This is a genomic window from Shewanella sp. 3_MG-2023 (assembly GCF_030548765.1).
Classification (GTDB): Bacteria; Pseudomonadota; Gammaproteobacteria; order Enterobacterales; family Shewanellaceae; genus Shewanella.
In genome coordinates this window covers 61,322-83,026 of sequence record NZ_JAUOSH010000004.1, presented here as the reverse complement: position 1 = coordinate 83,026, position 21,705 = coordinate 61,322, and the positions used below count along the sequence as shown (strand labels likewise).

The 21,705-nt window shown below is 42.9% G+C and carries 21 protein-coding genes; 8 read left to right on the top strand and 13 right to left on the bottom strand.

Annotated features, from left to right (window positions below; all coding sequences use genetic code 11):
* Positions 1 to 105: 105 nt before the first annotated feature.
* On the top strand, positions 106 to 1,305 hold the full coding sequence (locus tag Q4591_RS03550; RefSeq protein ID WP_102476581.1) for a dicarboxylate/amino acid:cation symporter: 1,200 nt from the start codon (positions 106 to 108) through the stop codon (positions 1,303 to 1,305).
* Between the two features lie 265 nt (positions 1,306 to 1,570).
* The gene (locus Q4591_RS03545) at positions 1,571 to 2,497 is read left to right on the top strand and encodes a hypothetical protein (RefSeq protein WP_303459414.1); all 927 of its coding nucleotides are present in this window, start codon (positions 1,571 to 1,573) and stop codon (positions 2,495 to 2,497) included.
* 38 nt (positions 2,498 to 2,535) lie between these two features.
* Here the strand turns inward: Q4591_RS03545 and Q4591_RS03540 are convergent, their stop codons facing one another.
* Positions 2,536 to 3,183, bottom strand: a complete 648-nt coding sequence (locus tag Q4591_RS03540) for a DUF2959 domain-containing protein (RefSeq protein WP_102439865.1) — start codon at positions 3,181 to 3,183, stop codon at positions 2,536 to 2,538.
* Between the two features lie 27 nt (positions 3,184 to 3,210).
* Positions 3,211 to 3,432, bottom strand: coding sequence for a hypothetical protein (locus Q4591_RS03535; protein ID WP_076538103.1), 222 nt, complete (start codon positions 3,430 to 3,432; stop codon positions 3,211 to 3,213).
* Positions 3,433 to 3,521: 89 nt separating this feature from the next.
* Between Q4591_RS03535 and Q4591_RS03530 the strand changes: the two genes are divergently transcribed.
* The 4 genes from Q4591_RS03530 (at position 3,522) to Q4591_RS03515 (ending at position 6,046) form a co-directional block, all read left to right on the top strand.
* A complete protein-coding gene (locus tag Q4591_RS03530) occupies positions 3,522 to 4,400 on the top strand; it encodes a virulence factor BrkB family protein (RefSeq protein ID WP_102439864.1) in 879 nt (292 codons plus the stop codon).
* A 105-nt stretch (positions 4,401 to 4,505) separates the two neighbouring features.
* On the top strand, positions 4,506 to 5,075 hold the full coding sequence (locus tag Q4591_RS03525) for a hypothetical protein (RefSeq protein WP_102439863.1): 570 nt from the start codon (positions 4,506 to 4,508) through the stop codon (positions 5,073 to 5,075).
* Positions 5,076 to 5,144: 69 nt separating this feature from the next.
* A complete protein-coding gene (gene dtd / locus Q4591_RS03520) occupies positions 5,145 to 5,594 on the top strand; it encodes a D-aminoacyl-tRNA deacylase (protein ID WP_102439862.1) in 450 nt (149 codons plus the stop codon).
* Positions 5,595 to 5,605: 11 nt separating this feature from the next.
* Positions 5,606 to 6,046, top strand: coding sequence for a thioesterase domain-containing protein (locus Q4591_RS03515; protein ID WP_303459412.1), 441 nt, complete (start codon positions 5,606 to 5,608; stop codon positions 6,044 to 6,046).
* Between the two features lie 78 nt (positions 6,047 to 6,124).
* On the opposite strand, the gene Q4591_RS03510 is transcribed toward Q4591_RS03515, so the two are convergent.
* The gene (locus tag Q4591_RS03510) at positions 6,125 to 6,868 is read right to left on the bottom strand and encodes a hypothetical protein (protein ID WP_303459410.1); all 744 of its coding nucleotides are present in this window, start codon (positions 6,866 to 6,868) and stop codon (positions 6,125 to 6,127) included.
* A 189-nt stretch (positions 6,869 to 7,057) separates the two neighbouring features.
* Here Q4591_RS03510 and Q4591_RS03505 point away from each other — a divergent pair, with 189 nt between their 5' ends.
* On the top strand, positions 7,058 to 8,191 hold the full coding sequence (locus tag Q4591_RS03505) for a 2OG-Fe(II) oxygenase (protein WP_303459408.1): 1,134 nt from the start codon (positions 7,058 to 7,060) through the stop codon (positions 8,189 to 8,191).
* 175 nt (positions 8,192 to 8,366) lie between these two features.
* Here Q4591_RS03505 and Q4591_RS03500 read toward each other — a convergent pair whose 3' ends face one another.
* From Q4591_RS03500 to gmk, 10 genes are all read right to left on the bottom strand, one after another.
* Positions 8,367 to 9,227, bottom strand: coding sequence for a DUF3014 domain-containing protein (locus Q4591_RS03500; protein WP_303459405.1), 861 nt, complete (start codon positions 9,225 to 9,227; stop codon positions 8,367 to 8,369).
* 150 nt (positions 9,228 to 9,377) lie between these two features.
* Positions 9,378 to 11,453, bottom strand: coding sequence for an ATP-dependent DNA helicase RecG (recG, locus tag Q4591_RS03495; RefSeq protein ID WP_102439867.1), 2,076 nt, complete (start codon positions 11,451 to 11,453; stop codon positions 9,378 to 9,380).
* Positions 11,454 to 11,713: 260 nt separating this feature from the next.
* Positions 11,714 to 12,343 (bottom strand): DNA-binding response regulator, encoded by a 630-nt coding sequence (locus Q4591_RS03490; RefSeq protein WP_303459402.1) that lies wholly within the window; start codon positions 12,341 to 12,343, stop codon positions 11,714 to 11,716.
* Complete coding sequence (locus Q4591_RS03485) at positions 12,343 to 13,503, bottom strand: sensor histidine kinase (protein ID WP_368501199.1); 1,161 nt, start codon at positions 13,501 to 13,503, stop codon at positions 12,343 to 12,345. The genes Q4591_RS03490 and Q4591_RS03485 overlap by 1 nt, the downstream gene beginning before the upstream one ends.
* A gap of 80 nt (positions 13,504 to 13,583) precedes the next feature.
* Positions 13,584 to 14,288 (bottom strand): hypothetical protein, encoded by a 705-nt coding sequence (locus Q4591_RS03480; RefSeq protein WP_102439857.1) that lies wholly within the window; start codon positions 14,286 to 14,288, stop codon positions 13,584 to 13,586.
* Between the two features lie 176 nt (positions 14,289 to 14,464).
* Positions 14,465 to 16,120, bottom strand: coding sequence for an AMP-binding protein (locus Q4591_RS03475; RefSeq protein ID WP_076538083.1), 1,656 nt, complete (start codon positions 16,118 to 16,120; stop codon positions 14,465 to 14,467).
* 236 nt (positions 16,121 to 16,356) lie between these two features.
* Complete coding sequence (locus Q4591_RS03470; protein WP_076538417.1) at positions 16,357 to 16,740, bottom strand: RidA family protein; 384 nt, start codon at positions 16,738 to 16,740, stop codon at positions 16,357 to 16,359.
* A 137-nt stretch (positions 16,741 to 16,877) separates the two neighbouring features.
* On the bottom strand, positions 16,878 to 18,992 hold the full coding sequence (gene spoT, locus Q4591_RS03465; RefSeq protein ID WP_102439856.1) for a bifunctional GTP diphosphokinase/guanosine-3',5'-bis pyrophosphate 3'-pyrophosphohydrolase: 2,115 nt from the start codon (positions 18,990 to 18,992) through the stop codon (positions 16,878 to 16,880).
* A 13-nt stretch (positions 18,993 to 19,005) separates the two neighbouring features.
* A complete protein-coding gene (rpoZ, locus tag Q4591_RS03460) occupies positions 19,006 to 19,284 on the bottom strand; it encodes a DNA-directed RNA polymerase subunit omega (protein WP_076538077.1) in 279 nt (92 codons plus the stop codon).
* Between the two features lie 59 nt (positions 19,285 to 19,343).
* A complete protein-coding gene (gmk, locus tag Q4591_RS03455; protein ID WP_076538074.1) occupies positions 19,344 to 19,967 on the bottom strand; it encodes a guanylate kinase in 624 nt (207 codons plus the stop codon).
* A gap of 356 nt (positions 19,968 to 20,323) precedes the next feature.
* Here gmk and Q4591_RS03450 point away from each other — a divergent pair, with 356 nt between their 5' ends.
* Positions 20,324 to 21,634 (top strand): hypothetical protein, encoded by a 1,311-nt coding sequence (locus Q4591_RS03450; RefSeq protein ID WP_102439855.1) that lies wholly within the window; start codon positions 20,324 to 20,326, stop codon positions 21,632 to 21,634.
* Positions 21,635 to 21,705 lie beyond the last annotated feature (71 nt).

The window sequence follows — 21,705 nt, the reverse complement described above, 5'->3', positions numbered from 1 at the left end:
CGTCATCAATGCGCTGCAGTAAGCCCAGCCTTCATAGTAACGGCTTTTCGGCTATGATTAAAAATCAGCATATGCTCACTAGATCTTAATTATTGGAACCTCACCATGTGGAATGCCCTTCGCGCGTATCGCTCATCGATTATTTTACTCACAGCCCTGATGCTGGGCGGCATGTTGGGCTTAGTTGCCCCTGAGTTTGCCATTAAACTTAAACCCATAGGGCAAATATTTCTCAACTTGTTGTTTATGATTATTGTGCCTTTGGTGGCCGTTAGCGTGATGTCATCCATTGCCAAAATGACCGATTTAAAAAAGCTTGGCTCCATACTTGCCACCATCATGGGCGTGTCCATTGTCATGGCGATGATCCCCGCTGTAGGCATTACCTTGTTGGCGCTAGCATTTGACCCTGCCCAAGGAGTGACACTTGATTTAGCCGATACCGTTGAAACCACTGGCAGTATGGATTTTGTGAGCTTATTAACCACCAATGATTTTGTGGGCTTAATGTCTAAATCGAATATTTTAGCGCTGATCATTATGTCGCTGATCACCGGAATAGCGATTGGTCAATCAGGTGAAGACGGCCTCAAAGTTTCGGCATTATTGGATAGCTTTAATACCGTGATCATGAAAATCATAGCCATCTTAATGTACTTAGCACCAATTGGCTTAGGGGCTTATTTTGCCGCAACTATGGCCAGTCAAGATGCTGAGTTAATGGGCACATTTGCCCGAGCTATTGCGCTATTTTTAGTGGCAACCTTTTTGTATTTAACTTTAGGCTCAACGCTATATGCATGGATTGGAGGTGGAGGGAAAGGAGTAAATAATTTTTGGCAGCATATGTTAGCTCCTGCAGTAACCGCCCTAGGTACTAGTTCCTCTTTGGCCACCTTGCCAGTTAATATTCGCACAGCAAGTAAAATGGGTTTAAATGAGCAAATAGCTGAAATCAGCTTGCCGCTATTGGTGAATTTAAATAAAGGCGGCGCAGCGATGATAACCGCGCTTAAAATCGTATTTATCTATTCATTACTTGGGCTCGACTTTAGCGCGGATGTGTTTATGTTAACCATTTTGATTTCGGTGCTGTCAGCATTTGTCATTGGCGGCGTGCCTGGCGGGGCATTTTTAGGGGAAATCTTTATTGTGACAACCTTAGGCTTACCCGTCGAAGTGATCCCTATTTTGGTGGTATTAGGCGCCATTACCGATGCAGCATCGACTGTCATCAATGTGGTACATGATTTAACGGCCACTCAAATTATTCAACGGATTAATGGTAGGCATTATATAAATTGAATTAACTGAACTGAGTTTAAGGGGGATGTAAGTCGGAGCTTTAATTGGGGATACTCCCCCTTAACGTTGAACAAAATTAGAACCCATGCGGCAATCTGATTGCTTATTATAATCATACGCTGATTTTCGCTGTGCCTAAAAATGACTACATTGACCTGTATTAATCGCTAGGGTATTGATTTCACTGCAGCGCCATCAGGCGCGATTGCTACTTTTAGATTATTATTAGCTTGTTACGTATAATTTTATATAGGGATGGAATAGTTTGAGAAATGGATTTTTAAGCCAATTAGTACTGTTAATAATGCTGATGTTGGTCACTGCTAATGTCTTTGCGAATAATAAAGTTGGCAGCATAAACCTTCAATGTAATGACTGTAATTCAGATAAAAAATATCAAGCTGCAGCATTATCAGCGTTAGCCAATCGCCAGCACGCGTTTATGAATGTGGTTAACTTTAGCCAATTTGAGCTACGTAAATTTGAAGTAATTAAATTAATGGTTGAAGTGTGTAGTGACTATAATCGCTCTGCCACCCAAGGCATTTGCCAGTTTGAAGACCGCTCTACCATTATTCCCTTAGCGCCACAAAATCTCGAGCGTGAACAGTTTATTACTTATGCAGAGTATTTATATCAGCAGGACTTTTTTGAGCCGCTACAAATAAAGGTTGCTCCAGACATTGCCGCAACAGCATGGTCATTAGTTAATGATAAAGACCGAATAGTGCAAATTAATGCAGATTGGAAGCGTAAGATAACTTATTACCAGTTCAAAAAGATGTGGTTTGAAGCCTATATCCAAGGGGTTGAATATAATACCCCCATTGCTAATTTATCCCCTGAAATAACATTTGAATTTGCCGATAAATCGACGTTAACGTCACTCGTTAGCGGCTTTGATGATGAGCAAAGGTTACACCTTTCAGCTCGAAAGCTAAAAGATAGTAACAATAATCAGTTATCAATGACTGCAATTGCATCACTCAGTAATGGCGATACATTCCAGTTTAGCTCAGTAGAGACTGAGGCTTATCAAGTATTATCACACTTGGCTGCCTCGCAGGGTTTTATACTTGATCAAAAGCAGATGCTTACACATATTGAGGTGACATTGATTGCTTGCCGAGATGGCGTTAAGACTTGTTCTGAACTGGATAAATTGGCAACTAAAGAGAAAAGCAGCTTTTAAGTCAGGACTTAAAAGCTGCTCACTTTATTTTTAAGATGTTAACCCTTTTCCATGGCTTCAATAAACTTATTCGATTCAGCAATCGATTTGTTCATTTCGCTGATCAAGCTAGTAATATCTGATTGCAGGCTTTCAAACTCACCTTTAATGGCGCCAATGGCCTGCGCATTAAGGTTATGCTTTAAATACAACATATTGTCTTTCATAGCCGTCAGGATCGGAGGCATTTTTGCTTCGGCGCGGCGCATGCCTTTGACCAATGAATCGTAAGAGCGCTGGGTTTCATTCAATTTAGAGGTGCTATTACGGCGTAGGCTCGCTTTGCTGATTTCTTGAATTTCAGCTTGCCACTCTTCAAATAGAGCTTCAGCTACATCTTCAACTTTATCGATGCGATCGCCCACTTCATCAGCGGCTGACTGCGCTGAATCATATTCATCTTTAGCTTTGTTATAAGCATCTTCAAGATCGCCACCATCAAAGGCAAGTAACGCCTGCATTTCTTCTAACGCAGAACTAAATTGCTCTTGGGCTTCTTCTTGGGACTCTTTTGCTTCCTGGACGCGATCAACCATGATGTCACGCTTGTGGTAGCCGACCTTTTCCATGGCGCCATAATAAGCGCTTTGACAACCGCTAAGTAGTAAGCTGCTGCTCAGTAATGCCAAGGATATCCATTTCTTCATTGTTTACTCTCTTATCGTATTGTCGAATTAGTCGGCGGTAAATGTGGCAGCATCAATAATGCTCCAAAGGTGAAGTATGGCACCAATAATGGCTGGGATGATTAATACCCAGAAGAAGTAACATACTGCTGTAAGACAGAAAAATAGAATTGCAGCTATAATACGACCTTGAACCAGTTGACCTAAACCTGGGAAAAAGAAACTGGCGATGGCGGCAATCACATTACCAGCAGAACCTTGTTGAGACATTAAATCGCTCCCTTGGAGTGTAACTATCGTGTTATAACATTGTACGAATTAAAACGCAGAATTGAAAATAAAATAATCAAGAGAATATTGTGACAAATAAGATAGATGTAGCCTATATCCAACGAGTTTTTATTAGCATTTGGCAATTTATACTTCACCTTAAGCAGCGCTTGGTAGAAGATCAAATCAATGTCAAAGCCGGTCACTTAGCCTATGTGACACTATTATCACTAGTGCCAATGGTGGCGGTGACCATGTCGATGTTGTCGGCGTTTCCAGTATTTAAAGGTATTCGCGGTAAAATTGAGAGCTTTATTTACGACAACTTTTTGCCTGCCGCTGGCGATACCGTACAGGTTTATATCAATGAATTTGTTGAAAATGCCTCAAAGGGCACCTTTGTCGGGGTGATTGCGTTAGTGGTGGTGGCCTTGTTGCTGATTTCTGCTATCGATAAAGCGCTGAATAATATTTGGCGTACCACTGAAAGCCGCTCTTATATGGTGTCTTTTTCTATGTATTGGATGGTACTGACATTAGGGCCAGTATTGATTGGTGCCAGCTTAGTGGCAACCTCTTATGTGGTGTCATTAACGGTATTTGATAATAGCGAAATATCAGGCTTAATGACTTGGCTGGTTGAGCGTTTGCCGATGTTGTTTTCTGTGGCCTCGATTTTACTGTTGTATATGGTGGTGCCCAATAAAAAAGTGCATTTTTTACATGCCTTATTAGGTGCTGTGGTAGCGGCGATGCTATTTGAAGCGGGTAAAAAAGGTTTTGCCTTTTATGTGACGCAGTTTCCCAGTTATGAAGCCATTTATGGCGCGCTAGCCACCATCCCGATTTTGTTTGTGTGGATTTATGTGTCGTGGATAATTGTTTTATTAGGCGCAGAAATAACGGCCGCGATGCCTGAGTACCTCGATACCGGGATTTTTTCTACTTCAGAAGATAATGAGAAGTAACACAAGCATTATAAATACACCGACTGGGCTTAGCACTTGAGCCTGACATGAGTGTTAACTTGCGATACTTTATCGCTAGCAAAGATAACTTAACAAGGAACGAAAATGAAAAAATTGATACTTGCAGCATGCGTAATAGGGTTATCTGCTTGCGCCGCCACCGAAAATACCACAGAAGATACTGTAGTTTCTGCTGCTCCTAAGATGATCAACATGGCTAATATGAGCGATGAGCAAGCCGCTGAAGAATTATATAAAACGTTGCTAAACGCCAGTTACTTAGCCACTAAACTCAGCCCTAATAGTGTGGCGGTGCAATTTGGGGAAACTCAGTTTGTGCTGCAGCCTAGCATGAGTGAGCAAGGGGTCGATCGTATTCTTACCAATCGATTGTTTGCGGTGCATCCGCAATTACATGGCAGTAAAGAGCTATTGTTGTTAATTGGCTCACTAAACCAAAAGCTTAATTTTGCTAAGTTCGTCATTCGCGACAATGGGGCGGTGATCCAAGTACAAGGCGCTGCGACATTTGTTGATTCCATTGAACTGGAAGAATTACGCCGCTTTATGTTGTGGACTGATGAAGGCCTTAATCAAGTGGGTAAATCATTACCCAAAGGATCTGAGCATTTAATTAAACCGATCCCAGTGATGAAACAAGATATCGCTGGCTAAGGTTATTGTTGGTGTAGGTAAATCCGCAAGTAATCGCACAATTCTTCACGTAAGTATTAGGAAGTAACATTGATTGGCTTAATCCAAAGGGTGACACGTGCCAGTGTCACCATCGACTCTGAGCTAGGGCAAGAAGTCACCGGTAGTATCAATAAAGGTTTATTAGTGCTGCTTGGGGTGGAACGTGACGATGACATTGAGAAAATGCAAAAGCTGGCCAAAAAAGTCATCGGCTATCGTGTGTTTAGTGATGAAAACGGCAAGATGAATTTAAATCTGCAACAAGCTGGTGGTGAGTTACTGGTAGTGTCACAGTTTACCTTAGCCGCTGATACTGGCCGAGGGCTGCGTCCAAGCTTCTCCAGCGCTGCGACTCCAGATCAAGCCAATGAGCTATATGAAGCTTTCGTGGCTTTTTGTCGTGAACAAGGGGTGACAACTGCTACAGGCTCTTTCGGCGCAAACATGAAGGTAGAGTTAGTTAATGATGGTCCTGTGACCTTTAATTTACAGGTTTAAAGGAGCACATTATGGCGGCTAAAGAGCAACTTATTGAACTGCAAAACACTTGGTATCAAACCATTCCTTTGAGTGAGTTTATGCAAGTGCAGCCGCTGAGTTTTCAGCAGCAAACACTCACAGTTACCGCGCCGCTCGAGCCCAATATTAACCTGCATCAAACCATGTTTGCTGGCAGTATTTATACCCTGGCTACCCTAACGGGCTGGGGGATGATGTGGTTACAGCAAAAGTTGCAAGGTTTTAGTGGTGATATCGTATTAGCAGATGCACACATCCGCTATAGCGCGCCCATTACTGAAGCCCCCACTGCTAGTGTTATTTGGCCAGATGTTTCATTAGCAAGCCTTGCTGATGGCGGTAAGGTAAAAGTGAAACTTGAGGTACAGCTGCATTGTAAAGATAAGCTTTGTGCCAGCTTTACTGGGCTGTATTTTAGCATTGCTAAGTGAACTTGATTCAATAATCGTGTTCAGCCATACCAGAGCTGGGAGCGTTAGTGTCTTGCTCCCAAGCCCTACTAAACCTCACTAGTAGTATTTTTTCAAATAACTGTTGGCATATCTACGCAATGTTTTCTGTTTCGCATTGGCGGCAATGTCTGCAACAACAGGTTTGTATTGAGCAGAACCTGAAATAGCGAGCCCTTTAGCCACATAAGCGTAGGCATCAATCGCGAGTCTACTGTCATCAATTAAGCGCATCGGCTGCAATTGAATGGCTAACTGGCTTAGCATGTAATCGTCAAAAATCCGCTCGGTGATGATGCGTCTTGCGGTTAGACGAATCAATGCTAAATCGTCACTTCTTAATGCTGCGGCATAGGTATTTTGCAGCCGTGGTTGGGTTTGATCATAGTGACTTTTATCTTGTAAAAACACGTTCCACTTTTGAAACTTCTTTAGATCTTCAATCGCAGCCTTGGCATATTTTCGGATCTTTAGGTGGGCTTCACCTTGGGATAAAGACACTAAGAAACCGTTATATTGCGGGTCGCCTGAATAGCCTAAGCCTTTAATTAACCAGGAAACATTATCAATTAAATACTTATCGGTTGCACTAGGCAGTTCCGTTTCGATTTTGGATTTGATGGTGTTATAAATACTTGGGTCTTCAAGGCCTACCAATATCATCGATTCAATGGCCTGTTTTTGCTTATAGGTATCGTTACCGCTAAAAATTTGTTGGTATTCGGCGCTGGTATAACTATTTGCTAGCGTCATTGGGCTGAGTAAACAGCAGCCAATGACGAGGCTATTCAGTAATAATTTCATTGTTAACCCCTAGAGTTTGACTATATCCATTTATAAGAAGGGTTTAATTCTCTGTCAGTGATACTACACAAAAAAAGTTGCTTTAATCATCATGGCTTTGATGGCTCAGGTTAACGAATAAACTCATGTGAATATATTGAAATTTGTATAGTATGATAAAAGTACATATACAAACTAAACTAATAAAATATGCCAATATTTAAAGAACATAATGAACAATTGAATCTAGCTAATACGCTGTTATATAAAGGGAAGGCATTAGAGGCTGCAGCCGTTTTAGAACCGTTAGTAAAGCAAGAAGTTCCAGATGCATTACTTATGAAAGTCGATGTGCTTATCTGTAATAACCCGTCTGTTGGACTAAAATTTGTATTTGAATTAGTTGAAAAAGGCATTGCTGGAGCAAGCTATAAAGCTGCCTTTCTATTATATTTTCACCCACAAGTTGGTGTGGCATTTCAGCCTTACTTGTATGATGCGTATATCAAAGGTGATTTGAATGCTGTAATCGCAGCGGCAAATTTGTATTATCAACAGAATGATTTGGTTAAGGCTTTCACTATTCTAAAGCGCTTTGATCATCTTGAATCGATTATTGCGATATTAGACGCTTTAGATTTTGAATCTGTAAGTGAACCGATAGAGATTTATGACTTTAATGATATTAAAAAAGCCGATTTATCAGCATTATCCTACCAATTAATCGCACCAGAAATAAACTTGTATACCGTTGATGATTTCGTTAATGATTTCGAGTGTCATTGGCTTAAGTGCCATGCGGAAAGTAGCATCAAGCGATCATTGGTTGTTGATGGTAATACAGGGAAAAATGAAGTCAGCCAGGTTCGCACGGGTTCGGTCGCCCAATTTGTTTCTACATCGAGTGATTGGGTATTATTGAATATTGAAATGAAAATATCAGCGTACTTTAACTTACCTGTTGAACATGGTGAGTTAAGTAATGTCTTACATTATGCGCCAACTGAAGAATATAAAGCGCACTATGATTTTTTCCATCCTAAAGATTCAGGGTCGGCTGTAGCATTGCAAGATGGCGGGCAGAGATACAAAACGGTATTAATTTATTTAAATAAGGTTAAAAGTGGAGGGGAAACAAACTTTCCACGCCTTTCGAAATCAATCACTCCTAAGTATAAGCAACTCATTATTTTCAATAATACAGATAATAACTTTGCGCCTTTACCGTTATCTCTACATCAGGGAATGCCAGTGATTGAAGGCGAGAAATGGCTTTTTTCTAAATGGATTAGAGAGAAGCCAACATCTTATAAAAACGTGTTGAATGCGATTAGCTTTTTATAAAGAACTTAGCTGTTCCAACGCTTAAAGATTAACGAGGTATTGATGCCGCCAAAAGCAAAAATACTTTATCTAAAAAAATAGCGACACTCATGTCGCTATTTTTTATGCAATTGATTTAGATTGCGCATACTGGAACCTGCCATTGCAAATCATAACCCCAATGATAACGGTTCTATCAGTTGGCCATTTGCTGCTGAAGTTTTCTAATTGCCGTTTTAATTTTACGGCTATTTTCAGGTCCCATACGCACCATAAACTTTTGCACGTTGGGTAGTGCTTCAAGCTTAGGGTCGACAAATTGATAATTGACACTGATAGAGCTTAATTCAATAGGGTCTTCAATAATCGGCGCTGATAAGATCATTTGAAATGCTTGTTGCATGCGCTCGTCAAATGACATGTCGCTATAACCTAGCTCTGCAAAAGCTTCGTCAAATATTGGTGTGAGTTCTTTATAAGTGTTGATTAACTGCTCGTCATTCATATCTGACACCATGTTGGCGTACAGGTCATAACGATGGTAACTGTCAGGGTTTAAATAGGTTTTGTTAGTGATTTCACTGACGGTGAATTTATCTTTAGGGCCTTTCAGTGGGCTGGCTTTACGGATCACTTCACCTTGGGCCATATTATCGACAAATACCACAAACTGGCGGGCAATGTCTTTTTTAACAAGTAGTGGCTCGATTTTCATCCCATCAGCCATCTCAACCGTTTTCTGGGCGACAAAGTCATCACTTTCAATCAGTGTAGGTAAGGGCTCTACTACTTCAGGCTCTGGAGCTTCAATAATAGTGGGTTCAATAACTTCCACTATCACTTCTTCAATAGGCTCTTGCTCAATAGGTTGTTCAGGCACAGGCTCTGGTAGTTGCACAGGTATTGGCGCTTCGACTTCAGGCGCTTTATCGGCCGAGAAGTAGAAATAGCCTGCACCAGCCAGTAAAACCGCAATGGTGATACCAATCACACCCGCGTTACTACCACTGGCGCGACTTGAGTGCGGTGTGGCTCTATCATTTTGATTGACTTGCATGTCTATTCCTTAGCTTTAAACGTCGAAAGGGAACCAATATCATTGAATTTGTTACATTTTCATTTGGTGGCATATAAGGCTTAAACCTTATTTTCATTCTGCAATAATCTCAACACTTGTCTAGTAATATAAGACTAAGTTAACAATAATTTATGCTTGTACGTATTGCTGGCGATCCCCTAACCAACGTTGAACAATGCTGTCTACATTTTGTGGCACTTGTTGCATAACATGGGCCGCTAATTTTTGTGTGTTTTCAATCAGATATTGATCCCTGACTAAATCAGCGATTTTCATTTCTGCCAAGCCGGTTTGGCGGGTACCGAGTACTTCACCTGGGCCTCTTATTTCTAAGTCTTTTTGGGCAATAACAAAGCCATCGTTACTGGCCCTTAGTACTCCTAAACGTTTGGTGGCAGTTTGTGATAACGGTGCTTTGTACAATAACACGCAGTGGCTGGCAATAGAGCCTCGGCCTACTCGGCCACGTAACTGATGCAATTGCGCCAAGCCTAACCGCTCAGGGTTTTCAATAATCATTAAACTGGCATTAGGCACATCGACTCCCACTTCAATAACCGTTGTTGCCACTAATAAATGTAGTTCACCCGCCTTAAATTGGGCCATTATTTGCTGTTTTTCTGCACTTTTCATACGTCCGTGCACTAAGCCAACCTTTAATTCGGGTAGTAATTGGCTTAATTCTGCAGCGGTATCTTCAGCGGCTTGGCACTCAAGAACTTCAGATTCTTCAATGAGAGTACAAACCCAATAAATCTGCCGATTATCATTTAGCGCGGCTTGTTTTACCCGCTCGATGATTTGTTCGCGGCGATTATCGCTAATGGCAACCGTGGTAACAGGGGTTCTTCCTGGCGGTAACTCATCAATGATAGAGGTTTCTAAATCAGCATAAGCCGTCATCGCTAACGTGCGCGGAATTGGCGTAGCTGTCATTATTAATTGATGCGGATGAAAGCCTTGGCTGACGCCTTTTTCGCGTAATCCTAAGCGTTGATGGACCCCAAAACGGTGTTGTTCATCAATAATGATTAACGCGAGCTTATTAAAACTGACCTGCTCTTGGAAAATAGCATGGGTGCCAATTACCATGTTGGCGCTGCCATCGGCGATATCAGCCAATGATTGTGTTCTGGCTTTGCCTTTTAACTTGCCTGCTAACCAGCCCACTTTTAGCCCTAATGGTTCAAACCAGGCGGCAAAGTTGACTGCGTGTTGCTCTGCTAATAATTCCGTCGGTGCCATCATCGCCACCTGATAACCATTTTCAATGGCTTGCAGGGCTGCTAAGGCGGCCACTAAGGTTTTACCCGAGCCCACATCCCCTTGCACTAAGCGCATCATAGGTGTGGGCTTTTCAATATCAATACCGATATCAGCTACGACTCGTTGCTGGGCCCCTGTTGGCTTAAAAGGTAAGGCTTTTAAAAATGGATTTAATAGCTGGCCGGTGGCGGGTAAAGTCACCGCTTTATCAAGGTTATTGCGCTGACGTAATTGCAGCATACTTAAGTTATGGGCCAGTAACTCTTCTTGGACTAAGCGCTGCTGAGCGGGGTGCATGCCTTGCTCTAAATCGGCTTGGGCGATGTTATTGGGCGGTCGATGGATTAAGGATAATGCCTGACCAATGCTCATATTGTTGGGTTGCAGGGCTGGTGGTAGTAACTCTGTTAAGCCACCTTGATTGAGCATAGTTAGTGCCTGCTCGGTGAGCTTAATCCAACTGGCTTGTTTTAATCCTTCAGTCGAAGGATAAATAGGGGTCAGTGAATCACTCAGGGCTGGGTTTTCGCCAGCTTTAATGATTTTGTATTCTGGGTGGATTATCTCAAAATGGCGGTTGCCGCGCTTGATTTCACCATAGGCCCGAATTATCGCGCCGTTTTGCATGCCATTTCGCTGGGCAACCGAGAAGTTAAAAAACCGCAATGTGAGATAACCACTTTCGTCGGCAATATTGCAGGTCAGCATACGTCTGCGACCCGGCACAATTTGGGTTGAGATGATTTCAGCTTCAACTGTGGCGTACATCGCGGGATAAAGAGCATTGATGGGATAGATTTGGGTGCGGTCTTCATAGCGCAGCGGCAAATGAAACAGTACATCTTGCACTGTCTTAATGCCAAGCTTTGCCAGCTTTTCAGCGGCTTTTTTAGCGACGCCTTTTAAGTCGGTAATCGGTACCTGATCCAATGGTTGCAAATCTAGCATGCCTTTATCTATTGAGTTGACCACAGACTTCATCACTTAGACTTTGTTGATATTGTAAAGCTCGCTGATTAAAGTGAGTCATTCACTTTGGGGTTAACTTTGACAGTTATCCAAAGAGTTATACAGTCAACTTTATCGCCCTGATGCTTGTTAGCAATGATAGTACTGTAAATATATACAGATGTTATGGCTTATCTTAGCAGAGTTTTAATACAAGGCAATATTAATCCAGATATCAGGCTTAACTGCCTCTATAACCAGCCTTTTTGTTTAGCTATTCGCGCCGCATCTATGCGATTGGTGGCATTGAGCTTGGAGATCGCTTCAGAAAGGTAATTCCGCACAGTACCTTCGGCGATAAATAACTGGGCGGCGATATCACTGGTTGATAAGCCATCACTGGCTAATCGTAGCGCTTTTCTTTCTTTATCATTGAGTGGGTCAATATCACCAATGGCGCTGATCGCCAGCTCTGGATCGATAATTTTTTTACCTGCCATCACCTGTTTAATAGCGTTGACTAGACTTTCTGATGGCGCATCTTTTAGCAAAAATCCCTCGACGCCACAACTGAGTGCTCTTTTGATGTAACCTACGCGGCCAAAAGTGGTTAAGATGATGATTTTAGTTTTAGGTTGCATTGTTGCAGCCTCGGCTTGATATGCTGCGAGCCACTGAGCCAGCTCAACGCCGCTGTGACCGGGCATTTCAATATCACTGAGCAGCAAATCAAAATGCTGCTCTTTAAGCATTGCCATGGCTTGGTTACCATCTTCTGCTTCTGTGATATCGACTTCACCGAGTTCATCTTCGGCAAGGGTAAGTAGGGCTGATAATGCCCCGCGCACCATGGCTTGATCTTCTGCTAATAAAATCTTCATTAAGGCTGTTCCGTGTCGTTGTCAACTTTAGGTTCACTGACTTGCTCTGCTTCAAGGGGCAAACTGATGCTAAAACGGTAGCCATCGTTAATATGATAACTAAACTTGCCGCCCAATAAGTTCACTCGCTCTCTAATGCCTTTTAAGCCATTACCTTCTTTAATAACTTTGGTGTTAGCATTGTCACTTAGGCTAACAATAAGCTGCTTATCTAAGGTGTTAAAGCACCATACACATTGACTGGCTTGGCTATGTTTGAGCATATTATTAACTAATTCTGTCAACATTAGCCCTAGTTGAGTTTCTTGCAAAGGTGTTAATGGTGGTAATTTACCCTCGAGATGTACTTCAATTTCTTTTTGTCTTAATAAACTGCATAGTTGATTGACCGTATCTTGTAAGCCTTTATGTTTGTAATTAGAAACCGTTTGGCGAATTTCAGTTAAGCTGTTTCTGGCGATATCAGCAAGTTCCTGTAAATGCTGTTTTGCAACAGCAAGCTCGCCTGCTTCAACCAGTTTTTCGGCGAGTTGTGCTTTCAGTGCAATGGAAGATAAATTGTGCCCCATGATGTCATGTAAATCGCGCGCAATACGTTCACGCTCCAGTGCCGTTGCTAAGTTAGCGATTTCATCATTTGATTGTCTTTGTTGGCGCCTGATGCGTTCATTGTTATGCTCAACCACGCCAAATAGCCCCACCACAAAGGTGATTAACATACCGTATAGCGGAAAATAGTAAGCTTCATAGCCCACAATGTAATTAAGTAGCCACAGCCAAGTACTGATAAGAATAAAGCTAATAATGGCGGTGCGCAGTGAATAGAAAAAACCAACAAAAAAACCGGCAAAACTGAAAAATGAAATGGAGCCGCTGGTAAATATGGTGGCAATGCTCGCAGTGATGAGCATTAAAGCAATAGGATATTTCCCTTGAACGGCTGAGCTTTTGTAAGCCCAAAAGTACCCATATAAGAAGGGAAATATGAGTAACAAGCTGACACCGACCCGAGCCCAATCATCCCGCATAAACCAAAGTGGAATAAAGTAAAAAATCAGATTGAGCAGATATACCCAAGCTGTTTTTTGTCGATAGGCTTTTTCTGGGTGAACGCGAGTGTTGCTACTATTGACCGAGTGTTTGGTATTGATATTAGACATGAAGCCTCCTTGCGAAGTTAGCATACTGCAACCGAGTCATAATGTGTATGTCTGCAGTAGCTAGCTTCAGCAGCATCGGATTAACGCGCTTGTTGTTTAAGTAAAAAATTTGCCCAAGCGTAATTAGGATCAATTTCTACAGCGTGTTGCCAATCATTAATTGCTTCTTTTTGACGACCTAATTCTTGCTTAGCGATTCCGCGCCAGGTGTACGCTTCAGTATGCCCCCAGCAGATATCAACACATGGCTGTTCATAAAAACGAATCGCATCAGTGGCATATTGCTCAGCCTTATCCATACCGCCGCCATATTGAGCGGGAGTATAAAAGGCGCTCATTGCTCTGACTAACGCAATACGGGGATTTTCAGGGCTGAGTTGTTCTGCTTGAGCCAGTAAAGCACTTACCTTCATTCCCAGAGATTGTCCTTTGCTTGAGTCATTGGCGATTTGCATACCGTAAACAGAAGCCAGTAGCGCCATTGACTCAGCATCGTCTTCACGGCTCAATACAGTTTCAAGTGTCGACTGTGCATCATTGAGGGCTTTTTTAGCCACTCCGCGCAGACCGCTAATATTGGCTGTAATGGCGATGCGATATTGTGCATAGGCGTGTTCATAATCCACAGATTGTTCGCTGAGAACCTTTAGCTGTTGTAGATCCATTGTGTTGGCTGCCATATCGATAGCGCCGATATCGGCATTGCTAGCACTACTGACTAACGTCAGTGTTACCGCCATGACGGTTGATTTTGAGATAAGAGATTTTAAGATTAGTGATGTCATGATTAACTCCGTTTATTGCATTTAAGGTGTGTTGCTACGGAGTTAGTATCTAACAAAGGGCTTGCACAGGGCAGACACAAACGTCACCAGTTTGAGGTGACAAATGTCATTGATAAAAAAGCCGCCGGCTTGTTAAAGCTTAGGCGGCCAATATATTGAAGCGAATTACTGTGGTGCTAAATCTCGTCTTCCCAGCACACTTTAGCGCCGCGAATACCGTCAACTTTGGCACTGAACTGCTTTTCTAACACATGACGCTTAATTTTAAGTGTAGGGGTTAGGGCATCATTTTCAATGGTCCAAGGCTCTGTCACTACGACAATGGCATCCACAACTTCATGGGACTCAAGGTGCGGGTTAACTCCATCTAGGGTCGCTTTCAGTGACGCGCGCACTTCTTCGCGGGCTTGCAAGGCTGAGCCTTCAGATAATTGCACTAAGGTGATCGGGTGCGGTAAGCCTGAGCCAATGACACAAAGTAGCTCAATGTGCGGATCTTGGGCTATTTTACGCTCAATAGGCACCGGCGCCACATACTTACCTTTAGAGGTTTTAAAGTTATCTTTAACGCGGCCAGTGATAGAAATGTAGCCATCTTCATCGATTTCACATAAGTCACCCGTATGGAAAAATCCATCAGCATCAAAGCATGCTGCTGTGGCTTCTTCTTGCTTGTAATAACCTGTCATCAAACCTGGGCTCTTAACCATTAACTCACCTTCATCGGTGCGGCGAACTTGGCAGCCTTCAACAGGGCGACCCACGCTACCAATTTTTGAGGCATTAAATGGGAAGTTAATAATTGAGTAAGCACAGTTTTCGGTCATGCCCCAGGCTTCTGAAATATTCATGCCGATTTTGTTGTACCACTCTAATTGAGATGGTGGGATGGGGGCTGATCCTGAACCTAATAAACGGCAATGCTCTAAGCCTAAACCTTTTTGGATTTTACGTTTAACTAAGCCGCTAACCAGTGGGATTTTAAGCAATAAATCCAGCTTGCTTTGGCCAATTTTATTGACAATATTGAGCTGAAACAGGGTCCATAAACGCGGCACCGAGAAAAAGACCGTCGGGCGGCATCGCTGCACATCAGCCACAAAAGAATCTAAACTTTCTACAAACGCCACCGACGAGCCGGAGTAAAAAGACGATCCTTGAATCGCTACCCGCTCAGTAATGTGCGCTAAAGGCAAGTAGGATAATAATCTGTCTGTGGTATTGGTTTTTAAATCGCGCACAACCGCTTCACAAGTCCAGCCGTAACTGCCGAAGGTTTGCATTGCGCCTTTTGGTTTACCAGTAGAGCCCGAGGTGTAAATGAGCGTCATCATTTGATCGCTACTAGGCGTAGGCGCATCCACTAATGGTTGCCCTAACTCAAGCAGTTTTTCCCAATGATATTGCGCTGGCATTGTGTCATAAGGTAAAGCTAAACGGAGGATTTCACCGCCGACACCGGCTTCTTGGTCGGCCCAAAAATCAAGTTTTCCGGTGAAGATAGCTTTAGCGCCACTGTGTTCTAATACATAGCGGATCATTTCAGCGTTAGCAGTGGGATAGATTGGCACACTGATGTAGCCGCCGTGCATAAGGGCAAGATCGGTAATAAACCACTCGGCACAGTTTTTAGAAAGCAGAGCAACTTTGTCACCCGGTACTAGACCTAAGTGGCGTAATGCGCCTGCAATTTGTTGTACCTTTTGCTGAACTTCTCCCCATGTGAAGTCAACAAACTGGCCGTTAATTGGTTGTCGTAAATATACGGCATCCCCTTGGGTTTCAGCCCAATGAGATAACATTTCTACTGGCGTTTTTATTAGATTTTCCATCGACAATTCCATGTTCTTTTTGTTTTTAATGTAGGATGCATTTATTTGTAGTTTGCTAATGCAATCATCTCAGTATGGCTATTTATCAGCCTATTCGCAAACGCGAGAACAACTTAACGAGATAATTTCTACTTATAAACTAGCATGTTTCACTGAAAGTTAAATACCTCTTGAGTAATAGCTCTAATAAAAAAGGGTGCCAATGGCACCCTTCAGGATAAAACTCGGTTTGTGAGCTAGATCTCCATTATTCCATCCATTTCCACTAATGAGCCTTTTGGCAGCTGTTTTACCCCGATTGCAGCACGTGCTGGATAAGGTTGAGTAAAGTAGCGCGCCATGATTTCATTAACGGTAGCGAAGTGAGATAAGTCGGTTAAAAAGATATTCAGTTTAACGATATCAGCCATAGTGCCGCCAGCGGCATCACATACTGCGGTTAAGTTTTCGAAAACCTGTACAACCTGCTCAGAGAAATCATCGCTAACCATTTCCATGGTGCTTGGTACGAGTGGGATTTGGCCTGAAAGGTAAACAGTGCTACCTACTTTTACAGCTTGAGAATAGGTGCCAATTGCTGTTGGAGCTTTATCGGTTGCGATGATGATTTTTTCTGCCATGACGCCCTCTGCGATCAAGTAAATGAATGATGTCATCCCTAAGCTGTTATCTAACTTAGGGATTTAGGGGATCAATATTACTAACGTTTGTGGCAGGTGCGCAAGACTTCTGCAGTGCAGAAGTCGTGATTGATTTATTAGCGGTTACGTGAGGTGCGCAGGACTTCAGGTAATACCCTAATGCGGCGCATAACATTGGCCAAATGAACACGGTCGTCGACTGAGATCCGCAGGTTAATGAGATAGACTCTGCCATCACGCTCTTCAGTGCTCAAGTTATGAATATTTGAGCCGGCGGCAGCAATAATACTGGTGATTTTTGCCAGTGCGCCTTGATGATTGACAATTTCAACTCGCAGATTGGCTTGATAGCTTTCACCTTCAACGTTATCCCAATGTACTGGGATATATTTGTCTGGCTCGCTTTGATAACCACGGATATTTGAGCAATTTTCCATGTGTACCACAAGGCCTTTGCCTGGGCTTACATGGGCGATGACAGCATCACCTGGAATTGGACGACAGCAATTTGCGAAGGTCACCAACATGCCTTCAGCGCCGCGAATTGGCATCAAGTGCTCTTCGGTTTCGCTATCTTCATTCTTAGTGGTGAGCTTGTGACCCATTAAGCGCTGGGCAACCACAATGCTCATGGCATTACCTAGGCCGATATCAGCCAATAACGATTCAAGATTGTCATGCTTAGTTTCAGCAATAACTTTTTTAAGCTGCTCTAAGGTGATGTCATCAAGCTTGTTTTCACCTAATGCGTGGTTCAGTAGCCGTTTGCCGAGCGCCACAGCATCGTCACTGGTTAAACTTTTCAAGACTTGACGAATTTTACCGCGGGCTTTACCTGTTACGACAAAGTTAAGCCATGCAGCATTAGGTCTTGCGCCTTTAGCTGTAATAATTTCAACGGTTTGGCCTGATATTAACGGCTGACTTAATGGATAAGCTTGACGGTTAACACGGGCGCCGACACAGGTGTTACCCACATCGGTATGGACTTCGTAAGCAAAGTCGACCGCTGTTGCATTCACCGGCAGCTCTAAAATGCGGCCTTCTGGGGTGAATACGTATATTTCTTCAGGGAATAGCTCAGTTTTAACATTTTCCACAAACTCAAATGAGCTACTGGCGCTTTGTTGTAGCTCCAGCAAGCTTTGCATCCACTTATGGGCGCGAACTTGGGTGGTACTTTGTTGTGAACTACTGGTGCCGCTCTTATACATCCAATGAGCAGCAACCCCTTTGTCCGCCATCAGGTCCATTTCTTCAGTACGTATTTGTACTTCAACAGGAACCGCATGGGGGCCAAATAATGAGGTGTGCAATGATTGATAACCATTGGCTTTAGGAATGGCAATATAATCTTTAAAGCGACCGGGATGAGGCTTATAAAGACCATGCATGGCACCTAATACACGGTAACAGGTGTCAATGGAATCGACCATGACTCTGAAGGCATAAATGTCCATGACTTCTTGAAACTGCAGTTCTTTTTTACTCATTTTAAGGTAAATTGAGTAAAGGTTTTTCTCACGACCTTTGACCTTGCAGTTAATTCCAGCATCTTCAAGGCGAGAGGTTATGGCAGTTTCAATACTGTTAATCAGTTCTTTTCTATTACCACGGGCTGCTTTTACGACTTCTTTTAAAACGCGATATCGCATCGGATAATAGGCTTGAAAACCTAAATCTTCTAATTCGCTTTTGATATTGTGAATACCAAGACGGTTAGCAATCGGTGCGTAAATCTCTAAGGTTTCACGGGCAATACGACGACGCTTGTCAGGACGTAATGCACCCAAAGTTCGCATGTTATGCGTTCTGTCAGCAAGTTTGATCAAAATAACGCGAATATCTTGCGTCATTGCCATCATCATCTTGCGGAAGTTTTCAGCTTGGGCTTCTTTTTTATCGCGGAACTTGATTTTTTCAAGTTTAGACACGCCTTCGACCAGTTCAGCCACGGTTACGCCAAATAGCTCAGTGAGTTCTTCTTTGGTAACTGGGGTATCTTCGATGGTGTCGTGAAGCAGTGCAGCCATTAACGTCTCGTGATCAAGACGCATATCTGCAACGATGCGGGCTACCGCAACGGGGTGGGTAATATAGGGCTCGCCACTTGTGCGCATTTGCCCTTCATGGGCATCACGCGCAACAATGTACGCCTGCTTGAGTAACTCTACTTGCGCTGGTTCTAAATAACCAGAGGCAGACTCCTTTAGACCTTCAAACAGATACAAGTGGCGCTACTCCTTAAAGTGAACGGCCTTCAGCAATTGCTGCAACAGCGGCAATTTCAGCTGCTTCGCGTTCACGTACAGTTTGACGCTCATCAGCGTCTAATGTGTTAGAGGTGACTAAACCTAATTCGATTTCGCGCAGGGCGATAACCGTTGGTTTATCATTCATCTCTTCAACCATTGGGTCTTTACCTTGCACAGCGATTTGGCGTGCACGACGCGCTGCAACCAGGATCATGTCAAAACGGTTGCCGATTTGTTGTACGGCGTCTTCTACAGTTACGCGAGCCATGTGGTGAAACTCCAGTGTTATCTATGGGAAAAAGTGACGCAAATTGTACTTAATGACAATTAGTCTGCCAACAGATCGTTAATCATACCATTATGAGTATGGATCTGACTAGCACAGGTTGATCTTTGGCTGCGAATGATCGCGCGCAGATCGTCTAGTGCGGTATCAAAGTCATCGTTTACAATAATATAATCAGCGTCTTTATAGTGTGACATCTCAGATACAGCCTCAGCCATACGTCCGTCAATCACGTCTTGGCTGTCTTGTCCTCGGCCAGTTAGGCGGCGTTCAAGCTCAGCTTTTGAAGGGGGTAATATAAATACCCCAACGGCCTCAGGCATTAGCTTTTTAACTTGCTCTGCGCCTTGCCAATCAATATCTAAAAAGACATCAATACCGTTGGCTAATGTTTGCTCAATGACCTTGCGGGATGTGCCGTAATAGTTACCAAACACTTCAGCCCATTCAAAAAAAGCTTCATCAGCGATGAGCGCTTTAAATTGTTCAACGCTGGCAAAGTGATAATGTTGACCATTAACTTCACCAGGACGTGGTTGACGGGTAGTGTGTGATACAGACACTTGCATGTCGCTTGGCTTATCTTTTAATAAAGCAGAGATAAGCGAAGATTTACCGGCGCCACTTGGGGCAGACACAATAAATAGATTTCCTCTCGCGCTCATAGTGCAAATTCCAACCAGATTATTTTACAGGGCGAGTATTATACTCAAAGCATGGCAATTTGCGAGATTTGTGATGGAAAAAACTGCATAAATCTGTGGTTATTAGCGGCGATTTTTTTTCTAACCTTAGTAATACATTGATTAGTTTAATGCATAGGCTTAAAGACCTAAGGCTATTTCATTTTGTCATATTCGTTAATAAAAAAATGAACTGGCAATGTTAATGGCGCTAAATGGTTTGTGATTGATGTTTTTACAATTAATTTTGCGGCAAATGCAGTGGTTTCGCTGACTTTAGTGATGAAATTGTTTAGTCTGCTTATATAGTTTCTGTTTATTTATTATTGGGATTTCTTGTGTCATTTTCATCCTTATTTTGTCGCCAAGGCCGAGATAACGGTCAAAGAGTGTTGGCTGTGCAATTATCTTGTTTGATTTTTGTATTAATCATCGCGCTGTTATTTGCTCATTCTGTTACCACTATTATTGCAGGAGTAGTGGCGCTGCCCATTAGTGCTTTAAGCAGCTTACGCCGTTTACGAGACGCAGCTAAGCCAAGCTCTTTGGTGGCAATCCCAACCTTGTTATTGTTATTTTTTAGCCTTTCTATTGCATTTAGTTTTCCTGTTGCTGTGTCAGTGACCATTTTTATTTTAGCGGCCATAGTGAGCGCTGGTTTTGCGTGGTTTTCAGCACCCAAGAGCAATAGCCGTAATCAAAACCGCAGAAATAATTTTTATGTTATGGGCTATCAAGGCCCACATGCTAAACCTGTTGCAGGCGCTCAGAGAGTAAGGCAGCGTCAAGAACCGACCATTGGACATGGCAATAACACCAGTCTTAGGGCTGAAAGCCCTGACGCTGCCAACGTTGATAGCGCAAACTCTGATATTGAAAGCTTTGATAACAACAGTTTTGATGACGAACTGGGCCATGAGCCTGGTTATCAGCACGAAACCGTTTATAAAGAGTCTGAGCTTAATCCGTTTAACCATTCTGCAAATAATGCAGCTGGATACAATAGCGAAACAGACGAGGCTAGGTATCAAGCTGATGAAAAGCCCAGCTACCGAGTTGACCGAGGCGCATTAGAGTCAGGTTCGATGACAGAATTACTTAAATCTTGGTTAGTGTGGGCGCAAGATAATAAAAAAATACTTATAATGGCGGCAAAAGCTATAGGGGTTATGTGTGCAATTGGCCTAGTTATCTATCTAATTAGCTTATTATTTACTGGCACAGAAAAAACCGAAATTGTACCTGTTGAAACCGCAGCCATTGAGCAACCATTAGCAAGCAATGAAACTGCGCGAGTAAAACTGCCTGATGGTTTTTGGCTTATCTTACAAGAAGATATTTTAGTGTTACGCTGGTTAGGTGATGAAGGTGATGCCCAGTCTATTTGGCGTTTAGATACAGCCCAAGGCGATAAACGCTGCGCCGAATTAGTCTTTAATGATGGCAGTAAATTTAGGCCCATTAGCGTTGATTTAATGGCAGATAGCGGCACCGAAGCGCGCTTTTCACCGCTGGATAATACCAAGCTCATCAACAATGTTGCCATGCGTGGTAGCTTCAAACTGTGTGGTTATAACTTTAGCCTGAAAGGCAGCCAAGCCACATTATCCTCTGAGCCTGCATTTGGCCAATTTATGAAAAGCTTATAAGAGCTTAAATCGCAGCACAACAGGTGACTAGTGTTGCCGGCTGCGATGACTTAAACTGTTTGGCTTGCAAA

What these genes read in the sequence shown, in the direction of transcription:
- Q4591_RS03550 (WP_102476581.1), top strand. Translation starts at nt 106, where the DNA reads ATGTGGAATGCCCTTCGCGCGTATCGCTCATCGATTATTTTACTCACA.
- Q4591_RS03540 (WP_102439865.1), bottom strand. Translation starts at nt 3,183, where the DNA reads ATGAAGAAATGGATATCCTTGGCATTACTGAGCAGCAGCTTACTACTT.
- Q4591_RS03535 (WP_076538103.1), bottom strand. Translation starts at nt 3,432, where the DNA reads ATGTCTCAACAAGGTTCTGCTGGTAATGTGATTGCCGCCATCGCCAGT.
- Q4591_RS03525 (WP_102439863.1), top strand. Translation starts at nt 4,506, where the DNA reads ATGAAAAAATTGATACTTGCAGCATGCGTAATAGGGTTATCTGCTTGC.
- Q4591_RS03515 (WP_303459412.1), top strand. Translation starts at nt 5,606, where the DNA reads ATGGCGGCTAAAGAGCAACTTATTGAACTGCAAAACACTTGGTATCAA.
- Q4591_RS03510 (WP_303459410.1), bottom strand. Translation starts at nt 6,868, where the DNA reads ATGAAATTATTACTGAATAGCCTCGTCATTGGCTGCTGTTTACTCAGC.
- Q4591_RS03505 (WP_303459408.1), top strand. Translation starts at nt 7,058, where the DNA reads ATGCCAATATTTAAAGAACATAATGAACAATTGAATCTAGCTAATACG.
- Q4591_RS03500 (WP_303459405.1), bottom strand. Translation starts at nt 9,227, where the DNA reads ATGCAAGTCAATCAAAATGATAGAGCCACACCGCACTCAAGTCGCGCC.
- Q4591_RS03490 (WP_303459402.1), bottom strand. Translation starts at nt 12,343, where the DNA reads ATGAAGATTTTATTAGCAGAAGATCAAGCCATGGTGCGCGGGGCATTA.
- Q4591_RS03485 (WP_368501199.1), bottom strand. Translation starts at nt 13,503, where the DNA reads ATGTCTAATATCAATACCAAACACTCGGTCAATAGTAGCAACACTCGC.
- Q4591_RS03480 (WP_102439857.1), bottom strand. Translation starts at nt 14,288, where the DNA reads ATGACATCACTAATCTTAAAATCTCTTATCTCAAAATCAACCGTCATG.
- Q4591_RS03475 (WP_076538083.1), bottom strand. Translation starts at nt 16,120, where the DNA reads ATGGAAAATCTAATAAAAACGCCAGTAGAAATGTTATCTCATTGGGCT.
- Q4591_RS03470 (WP_076538417.1), bottom strand. Translation starts at nt 16,740, where the DNA reads ATGGCAGAAAAAATCATCATCGCAACCGATAAAGCTCCAACAGCAATT.
- rpoZ (WP_076538077.1), bottom strand. Translation starts at nt 19,284, where the DNA reads ATGGCTCGCGTAACTGTAGAAGACGCCGTACAACAAATCGGCAACCGT.
- gmk (WP_076538074.1), bottom strand. Translation starts at nt 19,967, where the DNA reads ATGAGCGCGAGAGGAAATCTATTTATTGTGTCTGCCCCAAGTGGCGCC.